The 25,084-nt window shown below is 50.8% G+C and carries 16 protein-coding genes and 1 tRNA gene; 2 read left to right on the top strand and 15 right to left on the bottom strand.

Annotated features, from left to right (window positions below; genetic code table 11):
- Positions 1 to 30: 30 nt before the first annotated feature.
- Positions 31 to 2,166, bottom strand: coding sequence for an ornithine decarboxylase (gene speC / locus A7Z29_RS04510; protein ID WP_105289852.1), 2,136 nt, complete (start codon positions 2,164 to 2,166; stop codon positions 31 to 33).
- A 162-nt stretch (positions 2,167 to 2,328) separates the two neighbouring features.
- Positions 2,329 to 2,412: a hypothetical protein gene (locus A7Z29_RS23610; protein ID WP_212741836.1), complete on the bottom strand. Its 84-nt coding sequence runs from the start codon at positions 2,410 to 2,412 to the stop codon at positions 2,329 to 2,331.
- 152 nt (positions 2,413 to 2,564) lie between these two features.
- Between A7Z29_RS23610 and A7Z29_RS04500 the strand changes: the two genes are divergently transcribed.
- The gene (locus A7Z29_RS04500; protein ID WP_000234488.1) at positions 2,565 to 3,272 is read left to right on the top strand and encodes a DUF554 domain-containing protein; all 708 of its coding nucleotides are present in this window, start codon (positions 2,565 to 2,567) and stop codon (positions 3,270 to 3,272) included.
- A 104-nt stretch (positions 3,273 to 3,376) separates the two neighbouring features.
- Positions 3,377 to 3,452: transfer RNA gene (locus tag A7Z29_RS04495), tRNA-Phe, on the top strand.
- A 76-nt stretch (positions 3,453 to 3,528) separates the two neighbouring features.
- Here A7Z29_RS04495 and A7Z29_RS04490 read toward each other — a convergent pair.
- The 13 genes from A7Z29_RS04490 to tssH form a co-directional block, all read right to left on the bottom strand.
- Positions 3,529 to 4,932 (bottom strand): VasL domain-containing protein, encoded by a 1,404-nt coding sequence (locus tag A7Z29_RS04490; protein WP_105289851.1) that lies wholly within the window; start codon positions 4,930 to 4,932, stop codon positions 3,529 to 3,531.
- 89 nt (positions 4,933 to 5,021) lie between these two features.
- Positions 5,022 to 5,474 carry a type VI secretion system baseplate subunit TssE gene (tssE, locus tag A7Z29_RS04485; RefSeq protein ID WP_001000321.1) on the bottom strand — a complete coding sequence of 151 codons (453 nt, stop codon included), beginning with the start codon at positions 5,472 to 5,474 and terminating at the stop codon, positions 5,022 to 5,024.
- The gene (gene tssJ / locus A7Z29_RS04480; RefSeq protein WP_024165233.1) at positions 5,467 to 6,003 is read right to left on the bottom strand and encodes a type VI secretion system lipoprotein TssJ; all 537 of its coding nucleotides are present in this window, start codon (positions 6,001 to 6,003) and stop codon (positions 5,467 to 5,469) included. The genes tssE and tssJ overlap by 8 nt, the downstream gene beginning before the upstream one ends.
- Positions 5,984 to 7,087: a type VI secretion system baseplate subunit TssG gene (tssG, locus tag A7Z29_RS04475; protein ID WP_105289850.1), complete on the bottom strand. Its 1,104-nt coding sequence runs from the start codon at positions 7,085 to 7,087 to the stop codon at positions 5,984 to 5,986. The genes tssJ and tssG overlap by 20 nt, the downstream gene beginning before the upstream one ends.
- Entirely contained in the window at positions 7,042 to 8,805 is a 1,764-nt protein-coding gene (gene tssF, locus A7Z29_RS04470; RefSeq protein WP_105289849.1) for a type VI secretion system baseplate subunit TssF, read from the bottom strand. Before tssF ends, tssG begins: the two co-directional genes overlap by 46 nt.
- Before the next feature lie 584 nt (positions 8,806 to 9,389).
- Complete coding sequence (gene tssA / locus A7Z29_RS04460) at positions 9,390 to 10,985, bottom strand: type VI secretion system protein TssA (RefSeq protein ID WP_105289848.1); 1,596 nt, start codon at positions 10,983 to 10,985, stop codon at positions 9,390 to 9,392.
- Positions 10,985 to 14,398, bottom strand: coding sequence for an ImcF-related family protein (locus A7Z29_RS04455; protein ID WP_105289847.1), 3,414 nt, complete (start codon positions 14,396 to 14,398; stop codon positions 10,985 to 10,987). The genes tssA and A7Z29_RS04455 overlap by 1 nt, the downstream gene beginning before the upstream one ends.
- On the bottom strand, positions 14,385 to 15,545 hold the full coding sequence (locus A7Z29_RS04450) for a hypothetical protein (protein WP_105279444.1): 1,161 nt from the start codon (positions 15,543 to 15,545) through the stop codon (positions 14,385 to 14,387). Before A7Z29_RS04450 ends, A7Z29_RS04455 begins: the two co-directional genes overlap by 14 nt.
- A complete protein-coding gene (locus tag A7Z29_RS04445) occupies positions 15,546 to 15,815 on the bottom strand; it encodes a PAAR domain-containing protein (protein ID WP_094185004.1) in 270 nt (89 codons plus the stop codon).
- A gap of 286 nt (positions 15,816 to 16,101) precedes the next feature.
- Positions 16,102 to 16,875: a hypothetical protein gene (locus tag A7Z29_RS04440; RefSeq protein ID WP_105289846.1), complete on the bottom strand. Its 774-nt coding sequence runs from the start codon at positions 16,873 to 16,875 to the stop codon at positions 16,102 to 16,104.
- Complete coding sequence (locus A7Z29_RS04435; RefSeq protein ID WP_000232996.1) at positions 16,868 to 18,895, bottom strand: lipase family protein; 2,028 nt, start codon at positions 18,893 to 18,895, stop codon at positions 16,868 to 16,870. The genes A7Z29_RS04440 and A7Z29_RS04435 overlap by 8 nt, the downstream gene beginning before the upstream one ends.
- A gap of 458 nt (positions 18,896 to 19,353) precedes the next feature.
- Complete coding sequence (locus A7Z29_RS04425) at positions 19,354 to 22,221, bottom strand: type VI secretion system Vgr family protein (protein ID WP_286135292.1); 2,868 nt, start codon at positions 22,219 to 22,221, stop codon at positions 19,354 to 19,356.
- A 236-nt stretch (positions 22,222 to 22,457) separates the two neighbouring features.
- Positions 22,458 to 25,073, bottom strand: a complete 2,616-nt coding sequence (gene tssH, locus A7Z29_RS04420) for a type VI secretion system ATPase TssH (protein WP_105289844.1) — start codon at positions 25,071 to 25,073, stop codon at positions 22,458 to 22,460.
- Positions 25,074 to 25,084 lie beyond the last annotated feature (11 nt).

Below are 25,084 nucleotides of genomic sequence, written 5' to 3'. Positions count from 1 at the left end.
GGTCGCCAGAAGGTGACCCGTTTTTTATTCTCACTTCAACACATAACCGTACAACCGTTTCATGCCATCCGCATCGGTTTCGCTATAGACACCTTGTAGCTCCGGCGAAAACCCCGGCAGTAAATTCACGCCCTCTTCCAGCGCAAGGAAATAACGCTGAACCGCTCCACCCCAGACTTCCCCCGGCACCACGCAAAGCACGCCAGGTGGATAAGGCAACGCCCCTTCTGCCGCAATTCGCCCTTCGGCATCACGAATCCGCACCAATTCCACTTCACCGCGAATATAGGCGCTATGCGCATCCTGCGGATTCATCACCACTGACGGGAAACTCTGCTGGCGGAACATCGCTTTTTGCAGGTCTTTGACGTCGAAGCTGACATACAAATCGTGCATCTCCTGACACAACTGGCGCAAAGTGTAGTCGCGGTAGCGTACCGGATATTTGTTATAAACACTCGGTAGCACCTCAGCCAGCGGCGAATCATCCTCAATATGCTGTTCAAACTGCGCCAGCATCGACACCAGTTGCGCCAGCTTCTCGTGACTTTCAGCCGGCGTTAATAAGAACAGAATGGAGTTGAGATCGCATTTTTCCGGCACAATGCCGTTCTCACGCAGATAATGCGCCAGAATCGTCGCCGGTACGCCAAAATCGCTATATTCACCGGTTTCGGCATTGATTCCCGGCGTGGTCAGTAATAGCTTGCACGGATCAACAAAATACTGGTCTGCGGCATATCCCTCAAAGCCGTGCCACTTTGCTCCTGGCTCAAAGCTGAAGAAACGGCGGTCACTGGCCAACACTGACGTCGCATAATCCTGCCACAATTTGCCATCGACAACGGGCGGAATAAACGGACGGAACAGCTTACAGCGCGCAAGAATCGCCTTGCGCGCTTCAATCCCCAACTCAACGCACTCAGCCCATAGCCGACGCCCACTCTCCCCTTCATGGATTTTGGCATTGACGTCCAGCGCGGCAAATAGCGGATAGAACGGACTGGTGGAAGCATGGAGCATAAAGGCATTATTCAACCGCTTATGTGGGCAAAAACGCGCCTGCCCGCGAATATGGTTATCTTTTTTATGGATCTGCGACGTCTGCGAGAATCCCGCCTGCTGTTTATGCACCGACTGGGTAACAAAGATCCCCGGATCGTTTTCGTTAAGTTCTAACAGCAGCGGCGAGCTATCCGCCATCATCGGGATAAACTGTTCATAACCAACCCATGCGGAATCAAACAGAATGTAATCGCACAGATGCCCAATGGTATCGATCACCTGACGAGCGTTATAGACAGTGCCGTCATAGGTTCCTAACTGAATGATTGCCAGGCGAAACGGCCGCGATTGCTCAGCTTTTTCTGGCGCGACGTCGCGAATTTGCTGGCGCAGATACTCTTCATTAAAACAGTGCGCATCAATACCGCCAATGAAACCAAACGGGTTACGTGAAGCTTCCAGATAGACCGGCGTCGCCCCCGCCTGGATCAACGCGCCGTGATGGTTCGACTTATGATTATTGCGGTCGAACAGCACCAGATCACCCCGCGTTAGCAACGCATTGGTCACGACCTTATTCGCTGCTGAAGTACCGTTAAGAACAAAATAGGTTTTATCGGCATGAAAAACTTTGGCTGCGAATTTCTGCGCATCCTTCGCCGATCCTTCATGAATAAGCAGATCGCCCAGTTTCACATCGGCATTACACATATCGGCGCGAAAGACGTTCTCACCGAAGAAATCGTAAAAATGGCGTCCAGCTGGATGCTTCTTAAAGAACGCGCCATGTTGATGCCCAGGGCAAGCAAAGGTGCTATTGCCCATCTCAACGTACTGCGCCAGCGTGTCATAAAACGGTGGCAGCAAATTCTCTTCATACTGGCAAGCAGCAGACTCCAGCTCCAGCCACTGCTGCTCGTTACCGTTGATAATCGCCGTAACGCCCGCAGGCACTTCAACAGCATTGTCAGAATACAAAAATACCGGCAGATGAAAACCGGTTCGCTTAAGTAACGCAAGAATGCCACTACGACTATCCGCAGCGGTAATGACGACTGCCGCGACGTCCGTAAAATCAGTATCTTCCAGCGCCACCACGCGACGATGGGTAGAAAGTCGGGAAACCAGTTCATTACTGGCGGCAATACTCATTGATTTCATAAACGCAAAACCCGTTTCGGGGAGGTAAGAATATCGGACAAGGTGAAAAACCTTGCCCCATGAGATGGGGGTCAAACTGATCACCAGCTCCGACCGCCAGACATCAGTAAAAGCAGAAACGCTCTGATTTTACTGTTGTCCTGCAGTGAGCGTGCGTTAACTTCACCGCATGAGCAGTAACATGGAAAGGGAATATTTTCGCGCAAAACGGCGAGGAGCGAGAGAATGTAAGGAGGTGGCATGCATCAGGCAAACTCCGTACAGAGAGGAGAAAATTCGCGCAATCATGGCACCTTTCGCTAAAGCGTGCAAGCCAGGACTTTGCGTCCAGGCAAGCTATAAACGGGGCAAAAAGTTCATAATAAAAAAATCAAACAATACAGTTAACAGGAACTCTTGTGGTCATCGGCCCTTTTATCAACGCTAGTGCAGTATTACTGGGTGGCATTCTCGGCGCACTGCTTAGCCAACGTTTACCGGAACGTATCCGCGTCTCAATGACATCGATTTTTGGTCTGGCATCGTTGGGGATTGGTATTTTACTGGTGGTGAAATGCGCCAACCTTCCGGCGATGGTTTTAGCAACGCTACTTGGCGCTCTAATCGGCGAAATGTGTTTGCTGGAGAAAGGAGTCAATACAGCGGTTGCCAGAGCGCAAAATCTGTTTCGCCACTCGCACAAGAAGCCAGCGCATGAATCATTTATTCAAAATTTTGTTGCGATTATTGTCCTGTTTTGTGCCAGCGGTACAGGGATCTTCGGCGCGATGAATGAAGGAATGACCGGCGATCCGAGTATTTTAATCGCCAAGTCATTTCTTGATTTCTTTACGGCGATGATCTTCGCCTGCTCTCTGGGGATTGCGGTATCAGTGATTAGCATTCCATTGCTCATCATCCAGTTAACGCTGGCCTGGGGAGCCGCGCTGATATTACCGCTAACGACACCGGCGATGATGGCGGACTTTAGCGCCGTAGGCGGTTTATTGCTTCTGGCGACCGGTTTGCGCATCTGTGGCATTAAAATGTTCCCGGTAGTCAACATGCTTCCAGCACTGCTTCTGGCAATGCCTCTTTCCGCCGCCTGGACCGCCTGGTTTGCCTGAAATGTGTGTAATAGCGGCAAAGTGATGATAGATTGTGCAGTCTGCCGTAAATTGAAGAAATTTGATTGACGAGACGAGGCGAATCAGGTTTAATGCGCCCCGTTGCCCGGATAGCTCAGTCGGTAGAGCAGGGGATTGAAAATCCCCGTGTCCTTGGTTCGATTCCGAGTCCGGGCACCACTATTCATAAGGCCTCGCTGAAAAGCGGGGCTTTTTCTTTTTCTGGCTACGATAAATTTCTGGTCGTTGTTACAGATCATTCATAACCATTCACACCTTTTAACTTCGAAGCATTCTGTTTAATATCGGCATACCTGGCGATAAGTTGTTTCAGGCGCATCTCTGCCTGAGCCCCTGCGGCAGGAGGGAGTGGCTGCCCTACCGGCGATTGTGCCAGTATCCGCAGTTGTTCTTCAGCCGGTATGGATTGGTTAAATAGCTGCATAGCGGAATAAACAACTGATTTCAGTTCACTGACCGTCATATATTTCCCCTTATGCTCATCCAGTCCGTTCAGTCGTTCACTCAGTTTCTGTAGCGTCATCATTCCCTGATGCCAGCCATTCAGGTTTCCTGTCGGCAATGCGGCAACATTAAGTTGTTGCTGCCACTGTTGCATCAGAGGTTTTGCCCGCTCCGGCCAAATCGACTGGGCTTGTTCGACAAGCTGCCAGCCTCGGGTAATGAGCCAGTCCGGTGGTAGCTTGTCCAGAAGTGCAAGTTGCTGCTGTGTTTGCGTTATTAAAGTTTGTGGCAAGGGAGATTGCTGCCGCAATATATCCAGTTGTTCAGGCGTGAGTATTGCGGGTAATGGAGTTAAAGAGGCAGTAAGCTGGGCTTGTAATGGATCCGACCGGTGAAAATATTGCCAGCCCCATACCATTGCTGCACTTATCATCAGCATGGAACACATCCCAGCAACAAAAGATTTCCACCTTTTTACTGGCGCGGGTATTGCCGGGAGCACCTCTACGTTCGGTTGTGTAACATACACCCACTTCACCGTACCGCCTGGCCTTCGGGGATCTTCAAACAGGCTTTCAGCATGGGAACCTATTGATATATCGGTTCTATTTATTACTGTGGCAGGCGACACGATACCAGACTGAATTGTCGTCCCTGTGCTGGTTGTACCATCGCTGCTTTCCAGGCTGACAGCGTTGTTGTGTATCAGGGCACGCAAAGTATCCAGTTGGCTGAGATGCCTAAGCTCCAGACGCTGTAATACTTCCCCCAGACGGGTAAGCAGTTGTTCTGCCCGATACAACTGACCAAGGTCGCTGTATATCAGCGGCAGCGAGCGTATACGTTGCTGCAAACGCTGACTCAGATTACTCAGGATCTCCATTCGAACGTGAACAGGCTGCGGCCAGAGCACGCCCCACTCATGACTTATCAGAGCCTCCAGTATTGCCAGACCTTCATTGAGACCGAATAATCCAGCCAGTTGCGTACGAGCCAGCGTATACCAGGCTGCCGTCTGCAGCTCTACACCATTTTGATCAAACAGTGAAAGACAAAGTTTCTCGACATAATGCCAGTTCACATCCGGACGCGCCGGATGTGTAAGCTTATTCAGTTCATCGCGCAGGGCAGCATAATCCGGTAGCGTGCGCGGGTCACCGCCGGTTTTGATTTTACGTGGGGTAATGTCATTCATGACCTGTTGTCCATCTGACGTGCTTGCGGTTATAGAAGACTATCGTTTCTGCGGCATATTCAGAGCGTTGCCGAATTAAGGAAGAAACATTACATACGGGTTGTCGTGTCGAGATACTGTTGTTGCTTCAAATGCCTCAACAGAACTCGACCTTCGGGTACAAATTCGGTGCTATAACGCACCAGGCCAATACCTTTAAGTTCAGCATCAATGGCATAGCACAGCTCACCGGGAATCTCTTGTTCCAGCAAAACAACGGTTATTTTTTGCAGGCGTGGCTCATATTTGAGCAGTACAGCAGATAATGCCCCCATAAGTTCATGCGCCATACCCGGCATCCCCTGAAGGATTTTGGTCATATCCGGCAGACCGTAGTCAGGTAAATGCGCCAGCGTACCGGCACGACAGTTAAGAATGCGCTGCATATTGTCCAGCACTGAGAGGATCGTCTGGTTCTGCTCGCTAACCTGATGCAGATCCAGCCCTCCGGTAAAATTCCCAAACAGGATCTCATACAATGACGGATGGGGAGTGTCATTCATCTTTCAGCACCTTCAGAGTCAGTTGGTTGCTTCCTGCTTCAATGATTCTGGCTTTATCCGGGTCAAGATCGTCACGGCTTAACACCACCCGCCAGCTGTTACTCACCTGATCCGGCGACATAAACATGCCCGCCACCGCCACATACTGCGCACTTTCCTCCATCGGCATATCAACCATCACTGCCCCACCCGGCTGCAGGCGGATATCTTTCTCCGCCACCAGATCAGCCTTAATAGCCTGACTGTCAGACTTAAACAGCGAAGGGTAATCCGTGCTGTCGAAGGTTTTGCGATCCTTGAGCTGGTAAATGCGCACCACTATGGACAGCGCCACTTCACTGGCATTGAGGTTCAGCGCCTCGCGTGCCCGAATATCCAGATGCAGGGTTTTCACCTGTTTATAAAAAATCGATTTTGTCACGGCGACAGTGCCGTCCGTAATGCTCTGGGTCAGGCCACACCCAGCCAGCATCAGTGTGATGCCCGTAGTCAGCGCAACCAGGGGAAATTTACCAGCGATAATCGCCATCTTCATCGGTCTCCCTGCGGTGAATATTTTCCTGTACCCGCTCATAGCGGCCAAGATTGATGGTTATTGTTTTACTGTATGTAGCAGTGTCCGCCACACTCAGTGGACGCATTACGGCTGTACGCCCTAATTGCACTGCACCGACTTTAGGCTTGCTGTTCATTGTGGCATCCGGTAGCAGGCTACGGTCGACACACAACTGCAGGCGGACATCAAGGCGTGAGCCAAGATAGACATGCAGCAGAGCCATTAAATCTGTATGAAGCTCACTACCGGGTAACCAGCCCTGCACTTCAACCGGGTCCGTCGTGGTAAGGCGCATCAACACCCGGCTGTTAACGTCAGTGGCATAGTTGCCCATCACTGGGCGATTTATCAGAGTGGAGGGATTACTCACGCTCATGGTCAGCGTTTTTTTCAGTGGCACCCGGTGTTTGTCGTGATGCAAGATTTTCGCCTGTGTATTGGGTGCCAACAAACGCACCAGAGAGGCCATACCTTCCGCAGTACGCCCCGGCAGCAACATCACCGGCAGCAGCGCCAGAAAGCGTGAGGCGGGAGCGGCGATACTGTCGGTGCAGCCGTCAATCCCAAGCCCAGCCAACCCCAGCAGATACTGCGATATTTTGTCCTTACCGCCTTCTTTAAAAGTGGCCGGGTACGAGTATTTACGCCAGATGCGGTAGTATTGGGCAATCAGCCGATGGTTGAAGATATCGAGGAAATCGCTGGTGGCTTCGTACCCTTCGCGGCGTTGGGTGATGTCATCGATATAGTGCGTCGGTAATGGAGATTCCACGCCGTAAAGCCCCATAAATGTGATGCGTACCGTTGGGGGTAAGTGCGGATACTCAGGTAATTCCACACCTTTGATTTCAGAGGCCGGAAACCCCATCCCCGGATGCGGGCGAAAGCGCACCGGTTCATGTCGTACCTGCCAGGTACTACCGGTGACCGGTTGATCCGGTTGGCTTTGCTCCAGCAACTGGCAGAAGCGGTAAAAATTCATATACGACAGCCGGTCACCCCACTGTGCAATTAACCGGGCAGGCGCGGGCTGTGGTTCTCTTTCCACCGGATGCATTTTCCTTCTGGCTGGATAATGAGGGTAAGCTGGTTAAATTGGTTCATATCGGCATAGAGCGCAAAGAAACGGTTAAGCATCTCACCAAACAAATGAATATCGCCCTCGCCCGTAAACCCGTTGTTGTCGAGCGTCACTTCAATATCCAGCCCTCGTAACAGGAAGCCCTGTTCGAACCGCTGCAGACGATGATGAGCCACATGCTGAATCGCCTCCAGACGCCGGATGTTCAGTTCATCGTCTTGCCAGTTGTACAGCGCAAGCGTTCCACGCAGCACTTCAGCGGTACTCATCATGTTGAGGAACCCTGATCCCAGGTGGCTCAGTACTCGCCAGTGGAAACGGTCTTCAGCGGGCGGGTAAACCGGCAGCGTTGGCTTGCAGAGGTTGCGCACTGAAAGCTGCGTATCCACGACCTGCTCACAGCGGTCAAGCAGTGTACTCTGCAGCGCCCGGCGCGGCAGTTGACCGTTCGTGCCGGTGATTTGCAGCGACACAACTTCACGCTCGACAAGTCGATCATCTTCCCACTGATGCCCCCCAAGAATTAACCAGGTGTCATACAGTCCGGTCACGCTGCGCTTACCGCGCGTATGGTAATAGCGCGGAGGCGCATGGCGACGCATCATCCCCCCTTTGTGGCGGAAGCTGCTGAACGGAACATACTCTGCGTCATTGGTTCGGTTTGAACCGGTAACCGAATCCACAGCATAAATCTCGGTATGCCCGTCCTGCAGCCGTTTAGGACGCAGCAGATATTCACTTTCAAGTCCGGTGATGATGAGCGGATCAGCCTCCAGGGTAAACAGGTTAATCACCGGTACGCAGTGGAGGCGAATGGCATCATCGGTGACTGGCAGATCAGGCGGCCACGGTGTACTGAGCACCACTTCAATGTCGAAATACTCCGCCCCGGCAGGAGGTGTGATCCCCTCCAGGCCGTTGAGATGGACGAACATAAACTTATCCCGGAAGGTAAAGTATTCCAGCAGCAACTGATAGCCGCTGAAAGCACTATCGCCTTTCGGCCACAGACGGTCTTCTTCGGCAAACCCGCCCGGCGAGAAATACCCGTCAAGGCGGATACGATCAGTCTGACCGGGCAGGCGCATATACAACGCCGCCTGGCGTTTCGTTAGCATCAGGTGCAACTGGCTACTGACCGGAGCATCAGCCCCAAGATACAGGCTCAGGCAACTAAGATCAGCATTCGACCAGTCCGCCTGACTGCTGCAGGCAAAGCGTATCCGTAGCAGCGAGCGACCGTCAGGTTCGGTGGTCATAGTGATGCCTGAAACACTGAGGGGATTGAGCATCACATCCTGCGTGGTACGGTAACGACAAACGGTGTTCTTCGGTCCTACTGGTCGGGAATACACTTCAAGACCTGCAGGCACCACTTCCGCCATTTTCATGGCGTGTAGCGCCGGGGTGAGTGCCACTACTGAAAGTGAAGGAATAGTGCGCAGATAGTGTGGCCAGAGCATACTGACCAGCCCTTCAGTAAGCTCAGGCAGGTCGTCGTCAATTTTTTCACGCAGCCGCCCCATCGAAAAGGCAAAGCCTTCAAACAGACGTTCGACATACGGGTCCGGTGTACCGGCTTTATCCATGTCCAACATCGCAGCCCGATCAGGATGAGTTTGTGCGAACTCTTTCGCCGTCTCACGAAGGTAGCGCATTTCCGCATCAAAATAGCGTAGTGTTAGATCTTTCATAAAAGAATGGCTCAATATATAGAAAAGAATGTTCTCTTCCCTAAAAGGGAATGCTATCTCACCACTTTGAGGGGAGTGAGAGAAATGGGTTTTATCTTCTCATTTAACATTTCAAATCCGGCAGATATTTTTCTGAACATATTCCCCACCCAATATCTTAAAGCCAGCTCAAAATATATATTTCCGCCGACCGCCAGACATATTTCTGGGATAAATAGCGATATCTGACCATCGATAGCCTTCAGTATTGAGAGCACAAAAACAGACAATTCCATCAGATGAACTAACCTCAACCTCCTCTTCTGGCATGATTCCATCTCCAGAACCAGGACAACCCGTAAGGATGAATAAACAGATATCAATAAAAGATGTATAAGCCAGAGATTTTTATTCGCTCTGTAAATTAAAGGGAAGACAACTACTGCAATGAACTCATATTTTGTTATATGGAGTGATTGACATAAATATTGCGCTAATCAGTTAAATTTCACCCAAATTTAACCTCCGTAATGTTCCTTCTTTTTTATGAGCCATTCCGATTCATCCTCCTGATAAATAAATTTTTATCCAGTTAATAACATTCTCTAACTACACAACACTGCGGCTCGCGCCGGATCGAGCTGAATCAGCCCGCCGAGCAATTTTTCCATGACTGGTCCGAGCCGAACCTTGTCTGCCTCACTTCGACCGGCTTTCAGCCGCAGGAGTTTCAGATGGCGAGCCTGAACTTCAAACAACAGTTCAGGTTCCCAGTCGCTAAGAACCACTTCTCTGGCACGCTCACCCAACTCAGCAAACAGGTGCACCGCCAGATCATTTTTACCGTACTGTTCAGCAATGCGCCCCATCAACAGGCGCAACAGCCACTTCTGGCGAACTGTCGTTATGCCGGGCTGGGTCTGTAACCATCCCAATGCAGCATCCGGGCCTTCATTATCAGCCAGTGCCACGGCTTCAGGTTCCAGCGCCAGAATGTCATCATTACTGGCTATTAGCGGGGCAGATGATGTGTCATTGCTCCATCCCCCCGTCGTATCCAGCACACTCTGTTGGAGCCAGTTCAGCGTTACTTCATCGGCAAACGGCGTTCCGTCACTGAACGCTAGCGTCTCCAGCCCGGAGAGCCGCTTCAGTAGCCCTTTCAGGTCAGCGGCAATGATGGCGGCCAGAGTGTCTTTACCGGACTTCGTCAGTGCCTGATGGATATACCACTGCAGATCCAGCCACAAATGATTAGCACCACGGGAAAAAGTGCTGTCTGCCGTTTCCAGCATTTCCGCCCAGTTTTGTTGCAGGTAAAGGCGCTTGAGCAGTGCTCGCTGGTCAGCCCTGGGAGGCTCGATACGTGTGCGTCCCTGCGCATCCGGAGCCGGAATAGCCCGCAGGGTGTCGTGACGCAGACTTTTCATAAGATGGTGCGCTGACAACCAACCGTCGGGCTGTTCTCGCAGGTATTCACTGAGTGTGCGTGCCTGCGCCAGCAAATCCTGGCCGGAAGTGATCCGCCCGATATCCGGAGCATCGCTCTGGCTCGCCGTGGACGGTATCTCGGTGCCGCTGGCGTTCTGTGGTACAACCGCATCCACGCCACCCGCTTTCTGCAGGCGGTTTTCCAGTGCGCCATACAGCGCATTCAGTTCAGGACGGGTTTCATCCGATTCGTTTTCGGTTAGCTGAGCTATCAGAAGCAGCGCACCGGTGGTACGCAACGCATCTTCCCTGACCACTTCCGGATACAGTGAAAGGGAATCAGTCATACGTGAACCAGCCAGCCACTCCAGTGCTGCCTTACGGCTGCGGTCACGCTGCGGATGCAGCTGCGTGCCGAAGCGGTCTATCAGACCGGCCAGCAGCTCAAGACCTTCTGCCAGCCCCTGCTCGCCTTCACGATGCAGCCTGGCCCAGCAGTAATACGTCGCCACACGGATATCTTTGGCGGTGGTGGTGAGCAACTTCTCCGCCAGTCGGCAAATGAGTTCGGTATCTGCCCCGGAGAGTTTATTGACCTCCTCGCGCATTTGCTGGAAGTCATCGTCATACCCCGGGTCTTCCCCTACAGATGATGTCCCTGATAACGGCAGCAACCAGTTGTTCCACTGCACCACACGCTCACCAGTAGCGCCTAGCAGTATCGCCTGCTCTGTCTGGCAAGCTCTAAATAAAGTATCCAGCGTACTCATCAGTCAACCGCCTCTGCATTACTGGTCGCGCTGGCAAGCTGGTTTGACGCTGCCACTCTGACCGTGTTGAAGATGGTTCCCGGCAGACGAAAGTTACGCAGTTTCAACAGTGCCAGCGGCCCCTCTCCCGCCTCGGAACGCAAGGTATAATTGAGCAGGCGTCCATCCTGAGCTTTCCAGCTCAGTGTGTAGCTACTGCCGACGCCTGGATAAGCACTGATCTCAGCCTTATCAAGCAGGCGTATCCAGCCCCACGTTCCGGGAATATCCGCATACTGACGGGTGCCAGCCTGGGTACTTATCCAGCTCAGGCTCACGCCAGGCGCTTCTGTGTCCGCAGGCCAGGTGAAGCTCCTCCACGCCGGCATCTGATTCACATAGGTCAGTTTTTGGCTGTCGATAATCATGTCGGTTTGCATCACGCCATCAGAAGTGCCTGGGCGCAGTTCGAACCTCATCCCGGCATTACCTTCGGTAAAGGCAACATCCGAGATATAGCTCAATGTGTTGATAGCGTTGAGAAACGCCGGGTTAAAAGCCAGCCCTTGCGAATTGATACTGTCCGGCACCCAATTATTCCCATTCTTGTGCAGTACGCCTTTCAGGCGTGTCTGCAAAAACTGCGAAATACGACCGGAATCAACATTGAGGTATTTGGCAAGCAGCGGCAAAGATACATCGCTGCTGGCGTTGTTGAACGGATAACTCCCGCCAAAGGCGGAGTTCCACTCGGCAACCACCGCTTGCTGCCACTGGGCATTAAGACTGTCCGCCGCAGGGGTCAGAACCAACTGCCAGGCCTGCTCCATCGGATTTACAAACACCGCGCGCCCAAAGCCACTCCACTCCTGACCAAGCCCGGCGGCAATCAGGCTACCGTAGTCACGAGTATCGGTTAGATCTACAGCTTTGCCCTGGAATACCGTCTGAGCAATCGTTTGGGTCATCGCCTGCGGATCGGCGGCATTGATCACCTGTTGCAGGCGCAGGCGCACCTGAGTCACACGAGTCAGGTACGACTGCAGACTCTGCTCCTGTGCACCCGTGCGGCTCTTGTCCATCAACTCCAGCACCGGGCCGAATGTTGCATCCAGCGGTCCATGTACACCTACGCTCTGGTCAATAGCATCCTTGTTGGCATCGCCCAGCAGATTTTTGGCTGATTTCACCAATGAATCTGAAATTGCTTCACCGGTCTGCCCGGTGCGCCCCTGCACGTTCAGGGTGTTCATCAACGCCACCAGAGGTGACTGACGCACGTCAGCCATCAGGGTCAACTGGTCAATGGAGTCCGACAGCGTAGCGGCCTGGTTCCAGCTCAGGCTATTAAGGAACTCCAGCCAGGCTCCGCCAAAGTCTGCGAAATAGCGATCCGTCAGGCGATTTTTCAGCGCCTCAGGGGAGGTTTCGTCCGATTTATTCGCCTGACGCTTACTGTCCGTGAGTACCCAATCGAGCTCGTCCCGCCGCGACTTCACTACTTTCTCGATGGCAGGCTGTACCGCCTGCTCCCATGCCTGACGGGTGAACATCCCCGGTACAATTTCGGTAGTACTGAACAGGCGGGCAGCATCGGTATCACCGGTCATATCCTCCAGGCGCATATCGACATACAAGTGCGCCACCTGCGAAAGCATCTTCTGATAGAGGCTCGACTCACTGTTACGCACCCCCATCAACCGAACCAACAGCGAGCGAGCCTGGCTGACCATGCTTTCATCAGCATGGATCTTCCACTCAGGATGCGTGACCAACTGCGCAGCATAGAACGACAACAATGATGGAGCCATTCCTTGCCAGACACCGTCTTTCACACCGTGACGTTTCGGCCAGTTGTTCAGCAAAGCAGATCTGAACCAGGCGGCGTCCATATGTTCAGGACGCGCCAGCATCAGGTAGAGCTTAAGCTGTTCCCAGGTGCTTTTTGCCCTTTGCTCCCGCAGCGGGCTATCTGGTGGCAGCGCATTAAAGGCGCTGACCTGCTTTTGTAGGTGATCTGCAGCCGCATCCCGCAACAGCGGCAGTGCGATTTCCTGATAACGAGGCCAGAGTGCCGTCAGCAACGCATTGTTCTGACTTAATCCCGCCTTTTCATACCAGGGCACACCATGCTCAGAGCGATACTGCAGACGAGCCAACGTTTTTTGCAGTTCAAACAGTGCGTACAAGCGTTGCTCCAGTGGCTGGTTTTGTCGGGAAGCCATCGCTGCCTGGGTATTTGCAGTATTAATCTGACCACGATTAGTCCTCCAGGAGACGCCCATCCAGCCTCCCCAACCCACCATCACCAGGGCAATAACAGACGCTATAACCTTCTGCCATGGAATGCCCGGCCTGACGGGACGCAGTGCGGCAGGAAGCATCCGAACAGATTCAGGCAGAGCATCCCAGCATTTGTCCATTCCCCATTGATGCGGCACGGCACGTTCACCGCTGGCAGAGGGTTGACTGAACACCAGCCCAGCCAGAGGCAGCGGACGGTATGGATTAAGCATCGCCGACAGCGGTGCGGTCACGCTCTCCGGTTTACGGATAAGCTGGTCGGCAAGCCTCAACAAAAAGTTATGTTTCACCTCACCACAGGTCTGTTGTAGCCCCTGTAAAGTCAGTTCCGGCGTCAGGATAGCCAATTGTTTAGCTAACCCTTCGGTACAACACCCGGCGGGCAGTTGGCAGCCAGCAGCCTGCACAACACGTCCTTCAGGCTTACCCGCTCGCGGATGCAATGACCAGATATACAGGGGAATCTTCCAGCCCAGCGCCTCCATGCGGCTGCTTATGGCATGAGAAAGAGAGTCCATTGCGCTTTCAGAAGGCACGGGCAACGGCTGTTCCAGACCAGGAACAGACAACTGGTCGAAAGCCGAGGTGACCCACACCAGACCATCCACCGGGCGGCGGCGCAGTTTGCGTAGTGCAGTCAACCAGATATTGTCGGCTGGCGTATTGAGATCACCGCCCCACAAAAGCAGAGTGCCACGATCTTCTTGCCAGAATTGAGCGGTCAGTTTAGGGGTCAGCAGCTCAACATCTGATGGTGTACCGGTTATCAACAGGATGCGGGTTTTACGTCCCCAGCGACGACCGTAGAGATTACGCATGGCGAGACGGATGGTGTCGACGGTGACATTGTGGGGTGGCGTGCTGGCAACTCTCTGTTCATCAAAAGGCAACACATTATTCTTCTGTTCCTGCCAGCGGTGATATTTTTCTCGCATAAATCGGAACACAAACGGCGTGTAACGAATAATCAGCAGGACAAGCCACACAGATACAAATGCCAGCGCCTCTTTCAGGCGTGTATCGAGACCATACTGAGGGCCGAAATGCAGTATCAAACTCAGTATGGCAAGAGAAATTAGGGCAACGATGCCAACAAGCCCTCCTCTGCTCCATAAACTAGCCGACATCATTATTATTGCTCCCTGAAGTAACTGTACTGACAAAATGATCAGTTCCAGAAGTAAACAGACCTAAAACTGATGTCTGGCTAACAGATGTAATATCGGAGAGTAATGCGGCCAAAAACCATGCACTACCTGCCCCCGGAATACCGTTATATTTTTCCAGTGCATCAATATCCTGGGGAGCCCATGATGTTTGATGTAATTGAGAAGCCATCATTAATTCAGCAAACCAGTCATTCCAGTGCCCATAGTCGCAATAAACTTTTGATGTCTGAGATGCGATCGTTTGTGTTTCCAGAAACAATCCCACATCAGCTTTGAAATGAGCCATATCCAGCGGCATCGGTCGCAAAATGCGGGCAGAATGAGGAAATTGATATTTTTCAGCTACATCATCGCTGGTAAGAAGCACACTCGCCAGTGCATCGGAATATTGTTCAGCCCCATGCTTCTGCAATATGAGGAGCAAATCGATATCCATAACTGGGCTCTTAAGGCGTTCTTCAATCCAGGAAAAAGAAAGGGTTTCGCAAAAGGAAATAGAACCAGAGATAGCGCGCTCTGGATATATGCTTTCCCAGATTTTTCGAAATTGGGAATCGGAGTCTGCAGAAATTTCATCACTTACAACAGTAATATTAAGTAGCACTGTATCTGGCAGCATCGCGATTGCGTTCTGCACACTGGCAAGCCCCAGCTCTAATAAAGAACCAGACATTACGGATTGAGCGTCAAAATGGCTGGTCAGTGAAAAAAGGGACGGCACATCTGATGCCTCTGATTTCGAGATGGCCCTGGCGGTTACACCTGAAGGTAACAGAATGCTGCTACCAAGCACCGCCAGATAACGCCCCGCCCAGGATTCCCACTGATGTTGCCCATATTCAGCTTCCTTCTGCAAAAACTGGTGCTCATCAAACGTTCTGCCCCAAAGCCAGCCCCGCAAGCAAAAAAGGAAAAACCAGCAAAGCACTGGGCTTGATGCCAGCCACCAAATGTTGAATCCAGACAATGCCTTAACCATGCCTGACGCATGAAGAATAAACAGCAACACACCCACAACCACGGTAGTACCACCTGCTAAAAGCCACCCCATGAAAGAGGGTTCAGAAGGTAACTCCATCGTTGTTGCTTTCGACCTTTCCCAGCCCATTTATTGTCCTACCGTACTATTCTTAGCACTCGAAATGACCTTACACCCGCACAGGCATTGGCAACCATCGACGACAACAGCACGACCGTTAAAGGTACGGTGTGGTGATCCTTCCACGATGGGATTCGTTCCATGCCCTATAATCGGACAGCAAACAAAATCACCAACTAAAGCAACCTTTTTTCCATCAACAGTAATATTGGAGGAGGCCGAGTTAACTTTGCCACCATGCGTTGTTTTATCTCCAAGTAATACCAGACCGTTAGCCACAATGAATTTATCCTGTTAAGGTTTAAAGAATTCTGTCACTAATAAAGAGTTAAAAACGAAATTGAACTATTTTGTATCTACTGATAGAAATAATGTCTTGTTAACAGTTCTACTTATGCTACAACCTGTCGATGAAAACAATACTAAGGAAATCAGAATAATTTTTGATTGGTTATGTATTTTCAATCCCTTCTTCTCCGTATTAAGTCAATCGTAAAAATATATTACAGGTCTGCACTTACAATAATTAACCTGCCTCATGCATTTAACAAAAAAACTGCCATTTTTATTTTTTAATTTTCATTTTATCAACCTTATCAAAATCAGGAAACACAGTCCCATCGGATATAATGCTGCCATCTGGATACTCTATTTTTGAATGCGCTCCTTTAATTTTCTTTTCTATCCCGATATATTTCACAATTTTGCTTTCATCTATTACAGGTGCAAATTTAATTTGATTTACATTATAAACACTTAAGGACAGGAAGCTTTCCTTACCTAAAAGGGACAATTCTTTCTTTTTTTCGCCTAGATTCCATTCAGATATATAGGGATAATATTTTGGTGATAAATTTAAATCGCCCTCAGTTGCAGTATATTGTCCGTTTCTGGAAGCATCATTATCAAAAGCGAGCGAAATCCCTACCGCTGTTCCGGGTACAAGATCTTTGCCAAGATGTGTAGCATCTATATATTCGATACCTAAATTGACCGCACTCAACGTCCATTTGCATGAGCCGCCACCTGTCATAGCGACTTTCCCTTTCCAGATGTCCCCACTCTCCTGCTGCATGGGGATCCCAATAACGTTGTAGCTGGGTTCTGTGATAACAGAGCCATCAAATCCACTGATTCTTTTTTTCATACATTCATACGAGATGTATCTGACCTCAAGCGGGAAAGGTTTCGTATACTGAGATGGATTTTTTACTTCAACATTGACCCATTTTGTATCTGGCGGTGGAGATAAAGTCTTGTTAACAGCTCTACTTATGCTGCAACCTGCCGATGAAAACAATACTAAGGAAAGCAGTATAATTTTTGATTGGTTATACATTTTCCATTACCTCTTCTCCATATTGAGCAAACCGCAAAAGCGTATCGTTGCCAGATGGCATGGACAACGTTGGGGAAAGCGATGCGTCAAGCAGTCCTTCTATATTCAGAAAAATGTTATTTCTTACTAATTCTCTCTCCGGTATGTCATTTTTATTTTCTGCCATCTGCTCTCTGAATGAATCAACGTTATACTGATGCTCAGTAAAAGTACGCTTTTCCACTATTCCAGCGTTATCAATCAGCTCTAATACTTTGTTATACATATAGGGCATATAGGAGGTCATAAAGTGGTCAAAAATATTTACATTTACGCCTCTGTCCGGATTACAACCTTTGGGGAAAAAGTCAGTTAGATCTGCTTGCGTCAGTGATGCTTTAAATTCTTTCTGCTTCTGACCTGCCTGCTGCATCTCCTGCTCCGCCAACGCAGGAACCAGGTAAAGTTTAGCTTTAAGTGGAAGTAATTTTCTGATGGTAATACACCCTGCCGGCGTTGGCAGATCTCTTTTGCATTCTTTCCATTCCCGACTCTGAGTAACCGTGAGAAAGGCTACCGTATTGCCGTGATGCCAGAAGCAATCCCCCCAGGTTACCATCTGGTAAGCCAGAAGTTCACCCAACGACCAGAAAAAGCCCAGTGTCCCCCCCAACCATCCCCATAATTTATATAACTCGTTATCCAGGTTGGCTTCTACGGGTACGGCTGGAATTGGATCATTATCGTTAACATGACGGAAATGGGTAATCTCCGACAATTGCATCACTGCATCGCGGGTAAAGGTTCGCGGCATTCCATAGGTGTAAAGTATCGGATAATAGTCCTTCAGTTTTGCTGCATGAATTAATGCTAATGCACCACCTAAACTATGCCCACAGATAAATAGCATTCTACTTTCAATGGTTTTCAATAACTCTAGTATTTCTTTATTAAATTTCTTTTCAACCCGACTATATCCACTCCAAAATCCCGTATGTACTTTTCCAGCAGAAAGTAACGTACTACATCCCGTTTTATTTATATCGCATAGTTCTGGACTTACTGGTCTGAACTCAATATCCGTTCCTACATCAAACAAGCTAGCCGTCCCACGCCAGGCAACGATTATCTTATCCACGTTATAAACATAATAAAGCTGCGTATCACCGTCTGCCTTTGTCACAGCAGTATTTTCCTTTGCCTGTGCTGTTCCATGCGAATTCTTACTGTCTACCTTAGGCGAAGTATCTCGCGAGGTATCCATAAACACTGGAGGATAATATCGATTACTGTAGGGAACATCCTGTACTAATGTATTCCATGCGGAACCATCTTTATAAAGTTGGGGTAAGCGAGAAAGATCCTGGCACTGGTTAATAAAAAAACGTGTAATTGACACCGTATCCAGAGTACTGCCATTTGCATAGGCAAGCGTCGCTGCCGCCCCAAGGTTAATTCCATTCGCAATGGAATAGTCCTTTTGATGGTGTAGAACAAGCTCCCACGATCTGAAGGGGCATATTTCTATTACATGACGTTTTTCAAGTTCATTCGTTCGGAATTTAAAGCCCTTAAATGCCGTATTTGCAGGAAAGTGATATGCGGGTAACATTTCCCCAGGTCTTAATTCAAGGTTTGGTGAACTCTGACAAAGTTCACCGATAACGGCATAATGCCAGATATACCCTTTTTCTTCAGCTTCAGGACGCACAACAGAATCATTTTCTGCATCGCGGCTAACACGTAAGGCACGTTTTTCCATTTCCGTAGCCAGTTGATTGCCATCTAACGCCAGCCTTAATTCAAGCCCATGCGGCATATCAATGCGAATAAGCCCATCTGCCTGACTTTGACCCGTATACGTAAGGTTATCAACTGGTCCGGATACTGGATGCGAACTTTCAGCACGCCATGGTATATTCGCTACGGGATCTCCCTGCTCATCAACCAACTGAATTTCAACCCAGTAAGGTTTCTGTTTTCCAGTCGTAGCTTTTTCCTCTGTATGCGTCACAGATGTTACTAATGTATTTCCTACCATAAACATCCCTCTTTATGCAGGTTAAAAAATTTATGAGCTCTTTTCTCTTGTAAGATAAAATGTCCCAACCTTAATTATCTCCGATAAGAATACAGCGGCAAGAAATATCGCCCCTACTTTGATTGACATAGTTTTAAACATCCATGGCAATATCGAAATAGAAGGGATCATGAAGAACAATCTGAATGGTGTTTGAATATAGACAACCCAATTCACATACTTCCACTTTTTTAAGAACATTACAGCAGAAAAAACAATCGAGACATTAAGCAATAACGAAAAAGAAAAAAGGACTTGCGAATACGCCCCTTGCTGAGGATAAATATGGCTAAAAGACAATATATCATCAATTAAAGGAATTCGTCCCCGAGAGATATTCAGCCAGATAAATCTGACGATGAAAAAGAGATCAAACACCGCCCAACAATACAATATATGTTTCTGTTTTAATCTAAGTTTCATTTAATTCCCTCATAGACATCATCAGCGGTCGTTGGTTGCCAGTGCCACGACTGACCTGTAACAGCCCAGGCATCATCACCTTCCAAAAAAGTTTGCGTTACCTTTCTCTGTTCTCCGTAACGATATACTGCTGATTGCTGCTCTATCTCGGCTGTAGTATCAGATGGCAAAGGCTGCCATTCCTGGATTTTATCTCTTTTCGTATTCATATAGTCCTTCCCTTCAGAACCAAAAATACGGCCCTCATCTCCCATAGAAGTTAAACGGTTGATTGCCATAATTGCAGTATTCTTCAACCCGTAATAATCATGATCAACAGTAACCCAATGCCCAAGACCTTCATCTTTTATCTCACGTGGAAACTCAATTTTTACATTACCTGGTGTCGATGAGTAAAACGGTGCAGTCTTCCCTGACGAGTCAGATATTCCTTCAAGTACCTCGCCATCTGGAGGGGTTACTCTATAACTAGTGAATGGTTTGATATCCCCTGATTCAGGATCGGTAACAGTAAACGTTCCGCTATACCCCTTAGGGAAAGTAAGAGGTTGAGAATCAAGTGTCGCAGCTCCCGTCTGATTAACATTGGCCGCTTTCAGCAAAATATTCCCTGAACAGCCCAGTTCAATATTCCCACCACTGAGCTTTATATAAGCACCACCACAACTTAAAATCAGTTCCTTGCTGGCATTCACCTTCACGCTTCCCTCACCACTGGTGAGAGTAATGTCCTGTAATGCTGAAACATTCATGGCATCAGATTGTGCCTGAATATCAACCTTCCCTGCCCCAGCATACATTTTCATTCCTGCTGCTTGTGCAAACAAACTTACAGACTTGCTTGCCGCTACAGTGAATGATTGCCCGGCGCTAATATCGGTGTTTTTACCTGACATGAGGCCAATACTTGCCCCACCTGAAGCAAGTCGGACAGTCTCAGGACTTAGAATGCCGATTCCAGCCGGTGCAACAGCCAGCATTCCTGGCATTTTCAAATATTTCAGTGAGCTATTAAGCGTCTTTTGATTGTCGATATCAGATTCCGTTGCCTTCGCCCCTTTCGCGGCTGACTGAAGGCTTCTTGCCAGCGTAAGTGCCTGCTCCAGTTGTTCTACAGCCCGGTCCATTTCAAGCATTTTACTGCCGACGTCAGGCTGAGCATCTGCAGTAAGCAGAACTCCCTTACCACCACGAACGCTGACCCAGTCATTTGTGCGCAGCTCCGCCCCTTCCCCGCGCAGTTCGCGGGAGGCATCCACGTTATGCCCCAGATTCAGCTGCGTCTTTCCCCCGTACTCCGTACTGAGCTTGATATGCTCCTCACCGCGCCTGTCCTCCATCCGCAGTTTGTTCAGGCCGGCTGTGCGGATTACATTGCGCGTGTTGTTGGCTTCGGTGACGGGGTCTGCGTGGCGCGAGTCGTGCAGCGCATGGGCGATATACGGCCGGTCCGGGTCGCCTTCATGGAACGCGATGGCAACCTCCGTCCCCTGTATCAGCGGGAAGTGAAAACCGTATTTATCCCCGCCGTACGGTCTGGCAAAGCGCACCGGCATACTTTCCATGCCCTGACCTTTGTCGTCACGGTCGGCATCGAACTTCACCCGGTACATCCCCGACGCATCCTGCCACGCGTGGATATCGTTGTCCCTGGCGCTGGTCACCCGCGCCGTCATTGTCCCGCTCACCACCGGCCGTTTTTTAGCCGCCGGGCGCCAGCAGCGGTTTTCGTAATACGGCATCCCTTCCCACGTCACGGTCAGGGCATCCTTACGGCTCGCACTGTAAACCGTGCGGATAATCACAATACCGTTGTCCGTTTCTGACGGCAGGGTCGGCGGAACGGCCCGTTCACTGATGGTCAGCACCTGAGCCGGAGAAAGCCGGGCATCATTACTGCTGCCGCTGACCATTGTCTGCCCGGACAGAAAGCGTTCATGCTCAAGCCGCGCCCAGAAATTGCCGGTTTCCGCCGCCGGGGTGATTTTGTCGCCCCGTTCAAGATGACGCGGCAGGTAATGGTACACATCCCCGTAGGTGTTCCCTTCCCCGTCGCCACGGGTCATGTCCGCCGGCACCGACGTCAGGATGTTCTGCGCTTCACGGTGATTGTAATCATCCGCCGTCACCGAACGCGCCACCACATGATGCCGGACGTTAATCCCCCACACCGAATCCGCGCCATTGTCACTCATCCCCGACGGACTGCTGAGCGCCAGCGTTTTACCGAAGGTCCAGGCGCTCTGCCTGTCGGCAAAGTGCACCACTTCCGTCAGGGTGTCCGGCTGCAGGGTGAAAAAATAAAATATCCCCACTTCAGCCAGCAGGCGCTCAATAAACGCCAGGTCACTTTCCCGGTACTGGTTTATCTGCTCACGCTTCGGATAACCGGCTTTAAGAGTGAACTCATACTCCCAGCCTTTAAGACCATGCTCCTGCAGGACGACGGTGACCACTTCCGGTACAGATTTATTGACGAAAAAACGGTGGGTGCGGTACTGCCTGCCCAGCAGGGACAGAAACGGCTCAATAATTATCCGGTACGTCGCCTGGTCACGTGAACCGCTGACACGACTGAAATCTGTCACCACCCCGTGCACCACTTTCTGCCCGCTCAGCCCCGTCAGTGGCCCGGTTCCCATGGTCAGCGTCGCCGGTTTACTCAGTAACTGCGATGCACTGATGTTCAGGTCTCTGCTGGTAAACAGAACGGTGTACTGATACAGCCCGCTCATGCACTCCTCACCCCTGAAGGACTCCACATCCGGCGATGCGGTACAGGACGGAATATCCAGACGGTAGCGGTTCAGCCCGCCTTCAGTTAATGCAGACAGGGCGTTATTCAGCGTATCTGTCAGACTCATAATATTGACTCCATGAGATAACCCGTTGTCCATGACGCTGTTACCGGCGGGCAGGTTGCGGGATTAAATAAGGGATTCAGCCGGTAAGAAAAAGAGTGATTATGGCTCCAGCCCAACGGCACTAATAATGACCTTTAATAACAACAGTCTCATTTCAAAATACCCAAATTTTTGCAGTACAAAATTATCAGCAATAATCCGTGCCTACTGTTCCATCGGATAATCACTTAGCTCCTTTAGCCAGGTTTAAACTCCAGTCCAATCCCTTCATCATCATTCCAGCCCAGCGTCAGCGAAATCGGCTTTTGTTTCGCCGCCATATGAACCAGCAATTGCTGACTCAGTACCGGCAAAATTTGCTGGTTGAGCAGGTTGTCGATATTGCGCGCTCCGGTGTCCGGTAGCAGGCAGGCACTGGTCAAAGCGTCATACAGACTCTCGTCAACATATGTGGTCAGGCCATAGTGGCGATGCAAGCGCGTGCTGACCTGTAAGAGTTTCATTGCCACGATGGCACGCATCGCCGCTTCCGTTAGCGGGCGATAAATCACCGTCTGGAAGCGGGCAAGCAGCGCAGGCTGGAAGTGTTCGCGCAGGATCGGGCGCAGCAGTTCGTGCAGGTCGCCTTCACTGGCATCTGGCTGTTCATCAAGCAACTGCATTACATAGTCGCTGCCAAGGTTTGAGGTCATCAGAATGACCGTATTGCGAAAATCGATTTCACGGCCTTCGCCATCGCGCATAAAGCCCCGATCAAAAACCTGATAGAACAGATTCATCACGTCACGATGCGCTTTTTCGACTTCATCGAGCAGCACCACGCTGTACGGGCGCTTGCGCACCGCTTCGGTGAGGATGCCCCCCTGCCCGTAGCCGACGTATCCCGGAGGAGAGCCTTTCAGTTGGGAGACGGTGTGCGGCTCCTGATACTCGGACAGGTTGATGGTAATCAGTGATTTTTCACCGCCGTACATGACGTCAGCCAGCGCCAGCGCCGTTTCGGTTTTCCCTACACCACTTGGGCCAACCAGCAGGAACACACCCTGTGGGCCATTCTCAGATGTGAGGCCTGTTTTCGCGGCACGCAGGCGCCGGGAGATGGCTTCAAGCGCCACATTCTGCCCGACTACGCGTTTGCCGATTTCGTTTTCCAGCGTCAGCAGTTCGATCTGCTCGTCTTTCATCAGCGACGACAGCGGGACGCCCGTCCAGTCAGCAATCACGGTAGCAACGGTACGCACATCCACATCGACTGAAAGTAACGGGTTGTTGTGCTGCATACCGTTCAACTCCTGTTGCAGGGAGTACGTTTTACACTGACGGGAAATGTCCTGGCGGCTTTCCAGCAGTTGTTCGGTAAGTTTCAGCTCCTGACCGTACCGGGTTTCCAGTTCGTTGAGTTCAACGCTGAAGGTGTTCTTTTCCTGTTCTATTGCCGTCAGGCGTTCACCGTAGTTTTGACTACCGACAGCCATGTCTTCCTGTAGTGCCTGCCTCTCCATTTCAAGAGCGGTGATCCGGGAACGGATACGGGTCAGTTGTTCAGGCACGGTGTCGAGACTCATGCGCACACGGGCGCTTGCGGTGTCGAGCAGGTCAACGGCTTTGTCCGGTAGCTGGCGGCCTGTGAGATAACGTCGGGAAAGCGTAACGGCAGCGCGAACCGCATCGTCGGTGATATGCACATTATGGTGTCCGGCGTAGCGAGATTTCAGGCCACGCAGCATCAGGCAGGCGGTGTCATCGTCGGGCTCGTCCACTTTCACCATCTGAAAGCGGCGCTCAAGTGCGGCATCGCGTTCGAAAAATTGTTTGTATTCAGACCAGGTTGTAGCGGCGATGGTTCGTAATTCACCACGCGCCAGTGCCGGTTTCAACAGGTTGGCGGCATCCGCACCACCAGCCTGGTTACCCGCGCCAATGATAGTGTGCGCTTCATCGATAAACAGCAAAACTGGTACTGGTGACTGCTGCACTGCATCAATCACGTTTTTCAGACGCTGTTCAAATTCCCCCTTCACACCCGCTCCTGCCTGCAGCAGACCGAGATCAAGAGTGCGTAGCACGACAGGTTTGAGCGACTCCGGCACATTGCCTTCAGCGATTCTGAGCGCCAGCCCTTCTACCAGTGCCGTTTTACCGACACCCGGCTCACCGACCAGAATCGGGTTGTTTTTTCGGCGGCGAGAAAGAATATCCACCATCTGGCGGATTTCAGTATCACGCCCAAATACTGGATCGATTTTGCCTTCGCGGGCTTTGGCAGTGACGTCGAGGGTAAACTTATCCAGCACGTTTTGCAGTGCCGGGCTGAGTTCTCCCTCTTTTATCTCCGCGACAACGGGACTTCCAACAAACGCCAGCTCCGCTTCCTGTTGCACTTCAGGACGCTCGTCTGACTGAGCATCCAGTAACGGACGCAGGCGTTCCAACTGACTCAGACCCAGGGTCAATAATGGCCACAGACCATCGCAACGCACCAGGTTCTGCTTATCAACCAGTGCCATCATCAGGTGATGACTTCGGATCTGTGCCTCACCCGCCAGTGAGGCAATCAGCCAGGCTTCTTGCATCAGCGTCTGGATGTTTTCTGAAAGCTGCGGACGACGGCGCACTGAGCGCGGTTGTTTGTCGAGCCAGCCAAGCAAATCCTGCCAGAGGCTGTCCATGTCCCACTCGTAGCGACGAGCCAGCACAGTGAGATCGCCCTCGCCCTGCTCCAGCAATTTCAGCAGCCAGTGCTCCGGCAGAATTTCCGTATGCGCACGGGTCTGGCAGAGCGAAGCCGCCCCTTCCATCGCACGGGCACAGTAAGGGTTCAAACGTCGCAGCAGGATGGCTGGATTTTCCATGAATTTCTCTC

Source organism: Escherichia sp. MOD1-EC6842, from assembly GCF_002965705.1.
In the GTDB taxonomy this organism is placed as follows: Bacteria; Pseudomonadota; Gammaproteobacteria; order Enterobacterales; family Enterobacteriaceae; genus Escherichia; species Escherichia ruysiae.
This window is presented reverse-complemented; position numbering and strand designations above follow the sequence as displayed.

Coding starts and splice junctions, on each gene's coding strand:
- A7Z29_RS04440 (WP_105289846.1), bottom strand. CDS start 16,875: ATGTATAACCAATCAAAAATTATACTGCTTTCCTTAGTATTGTTTTCA.
- tssG (WP_105289850.1), bottom strand. CDS start 7,087: ATGCATCCGGTGGAAAGAGAACCACAGCCCGCGCCTGCCCGGTTAATT.
- A7Z29_RS04425 (WP_286135292.1), bottom strand. CDS start 22,221: ATGAGTCTGACAGATACGCTGAATAACGCCCTGTCTGCATTAACTGAA.
- tssA (WP_105289848.1), bottom strand. CDS start 10,985: ATGAGTACGCTGGATACTTTATTTAGAGCTTGCCAGACAGAGCAGGCG.
- A7Z29_RS04435 (WP_000232996.1), bottom strand. CDS start 18,895: ATGGTAGGAAATACATTAGTAACATCTGTGACGCATACAGAGGAAAAA.
- tssJ (WP_024165233.1), bottom strand. CDS start 6,003: ATGGCGATTATCGCTGGTAAATTTCCCCTGGTTGCGCTGACTACGGGC.
- A7Z29_RS04490 (WP_105289851.1), bottom strand. CDS start 4,932: ATGAATGACATTACCCCACGTAAAATCAAAACCGGCGGTGACCCGCGC.
- A7Z29_RS04450 (WP_105279444.1), bottom strand. CDS start 15,545: ATGGGCTGGGAAAGGTCGAAAGCAACAACGATGGAGTTACCTTCTGAA.
- tssH (WP_105289844.1), bottom strand. CDS start 25,073: ATGGAAAATCCAGCCATCCTGCTGCGACGTTTGAACCCTTACTGTGCC.
- A7Z29_RS23610 (WP_212741836.1), bottom strand. CDS start 2,412: ATGCATGCCACCTCCTTACATTCTCTCGCTCCTCGCCGTTTTGCGCGA.
- A7Z29_RS04455 (WP_105289847.1), bottom strand. CDS start 14,398: ATGATGTCGGCTAGTTTATGGAGCAGAGGAGGGCTTGTTGGCATCGTT.
- speC (WP_105289852.1), bottom strand. CDS start 2,166: ATGAAATCAATGAGTATTGCCGCCAGTAATGAACTGGTTTCCCGACTT.
- tssE (WP_001000321.1), bottom strand. CDS start 5,474: ATGAATGACACTCCCCATCCGTCATTGTATGAGATCCTGTTTGGGAAT.
- tssF (WP_105289849.1), bottom strand. CDS start 8,805: ATGAAAGATCTAACACTACGCTATTTTGATGCGGAAATGCGCTACCTT.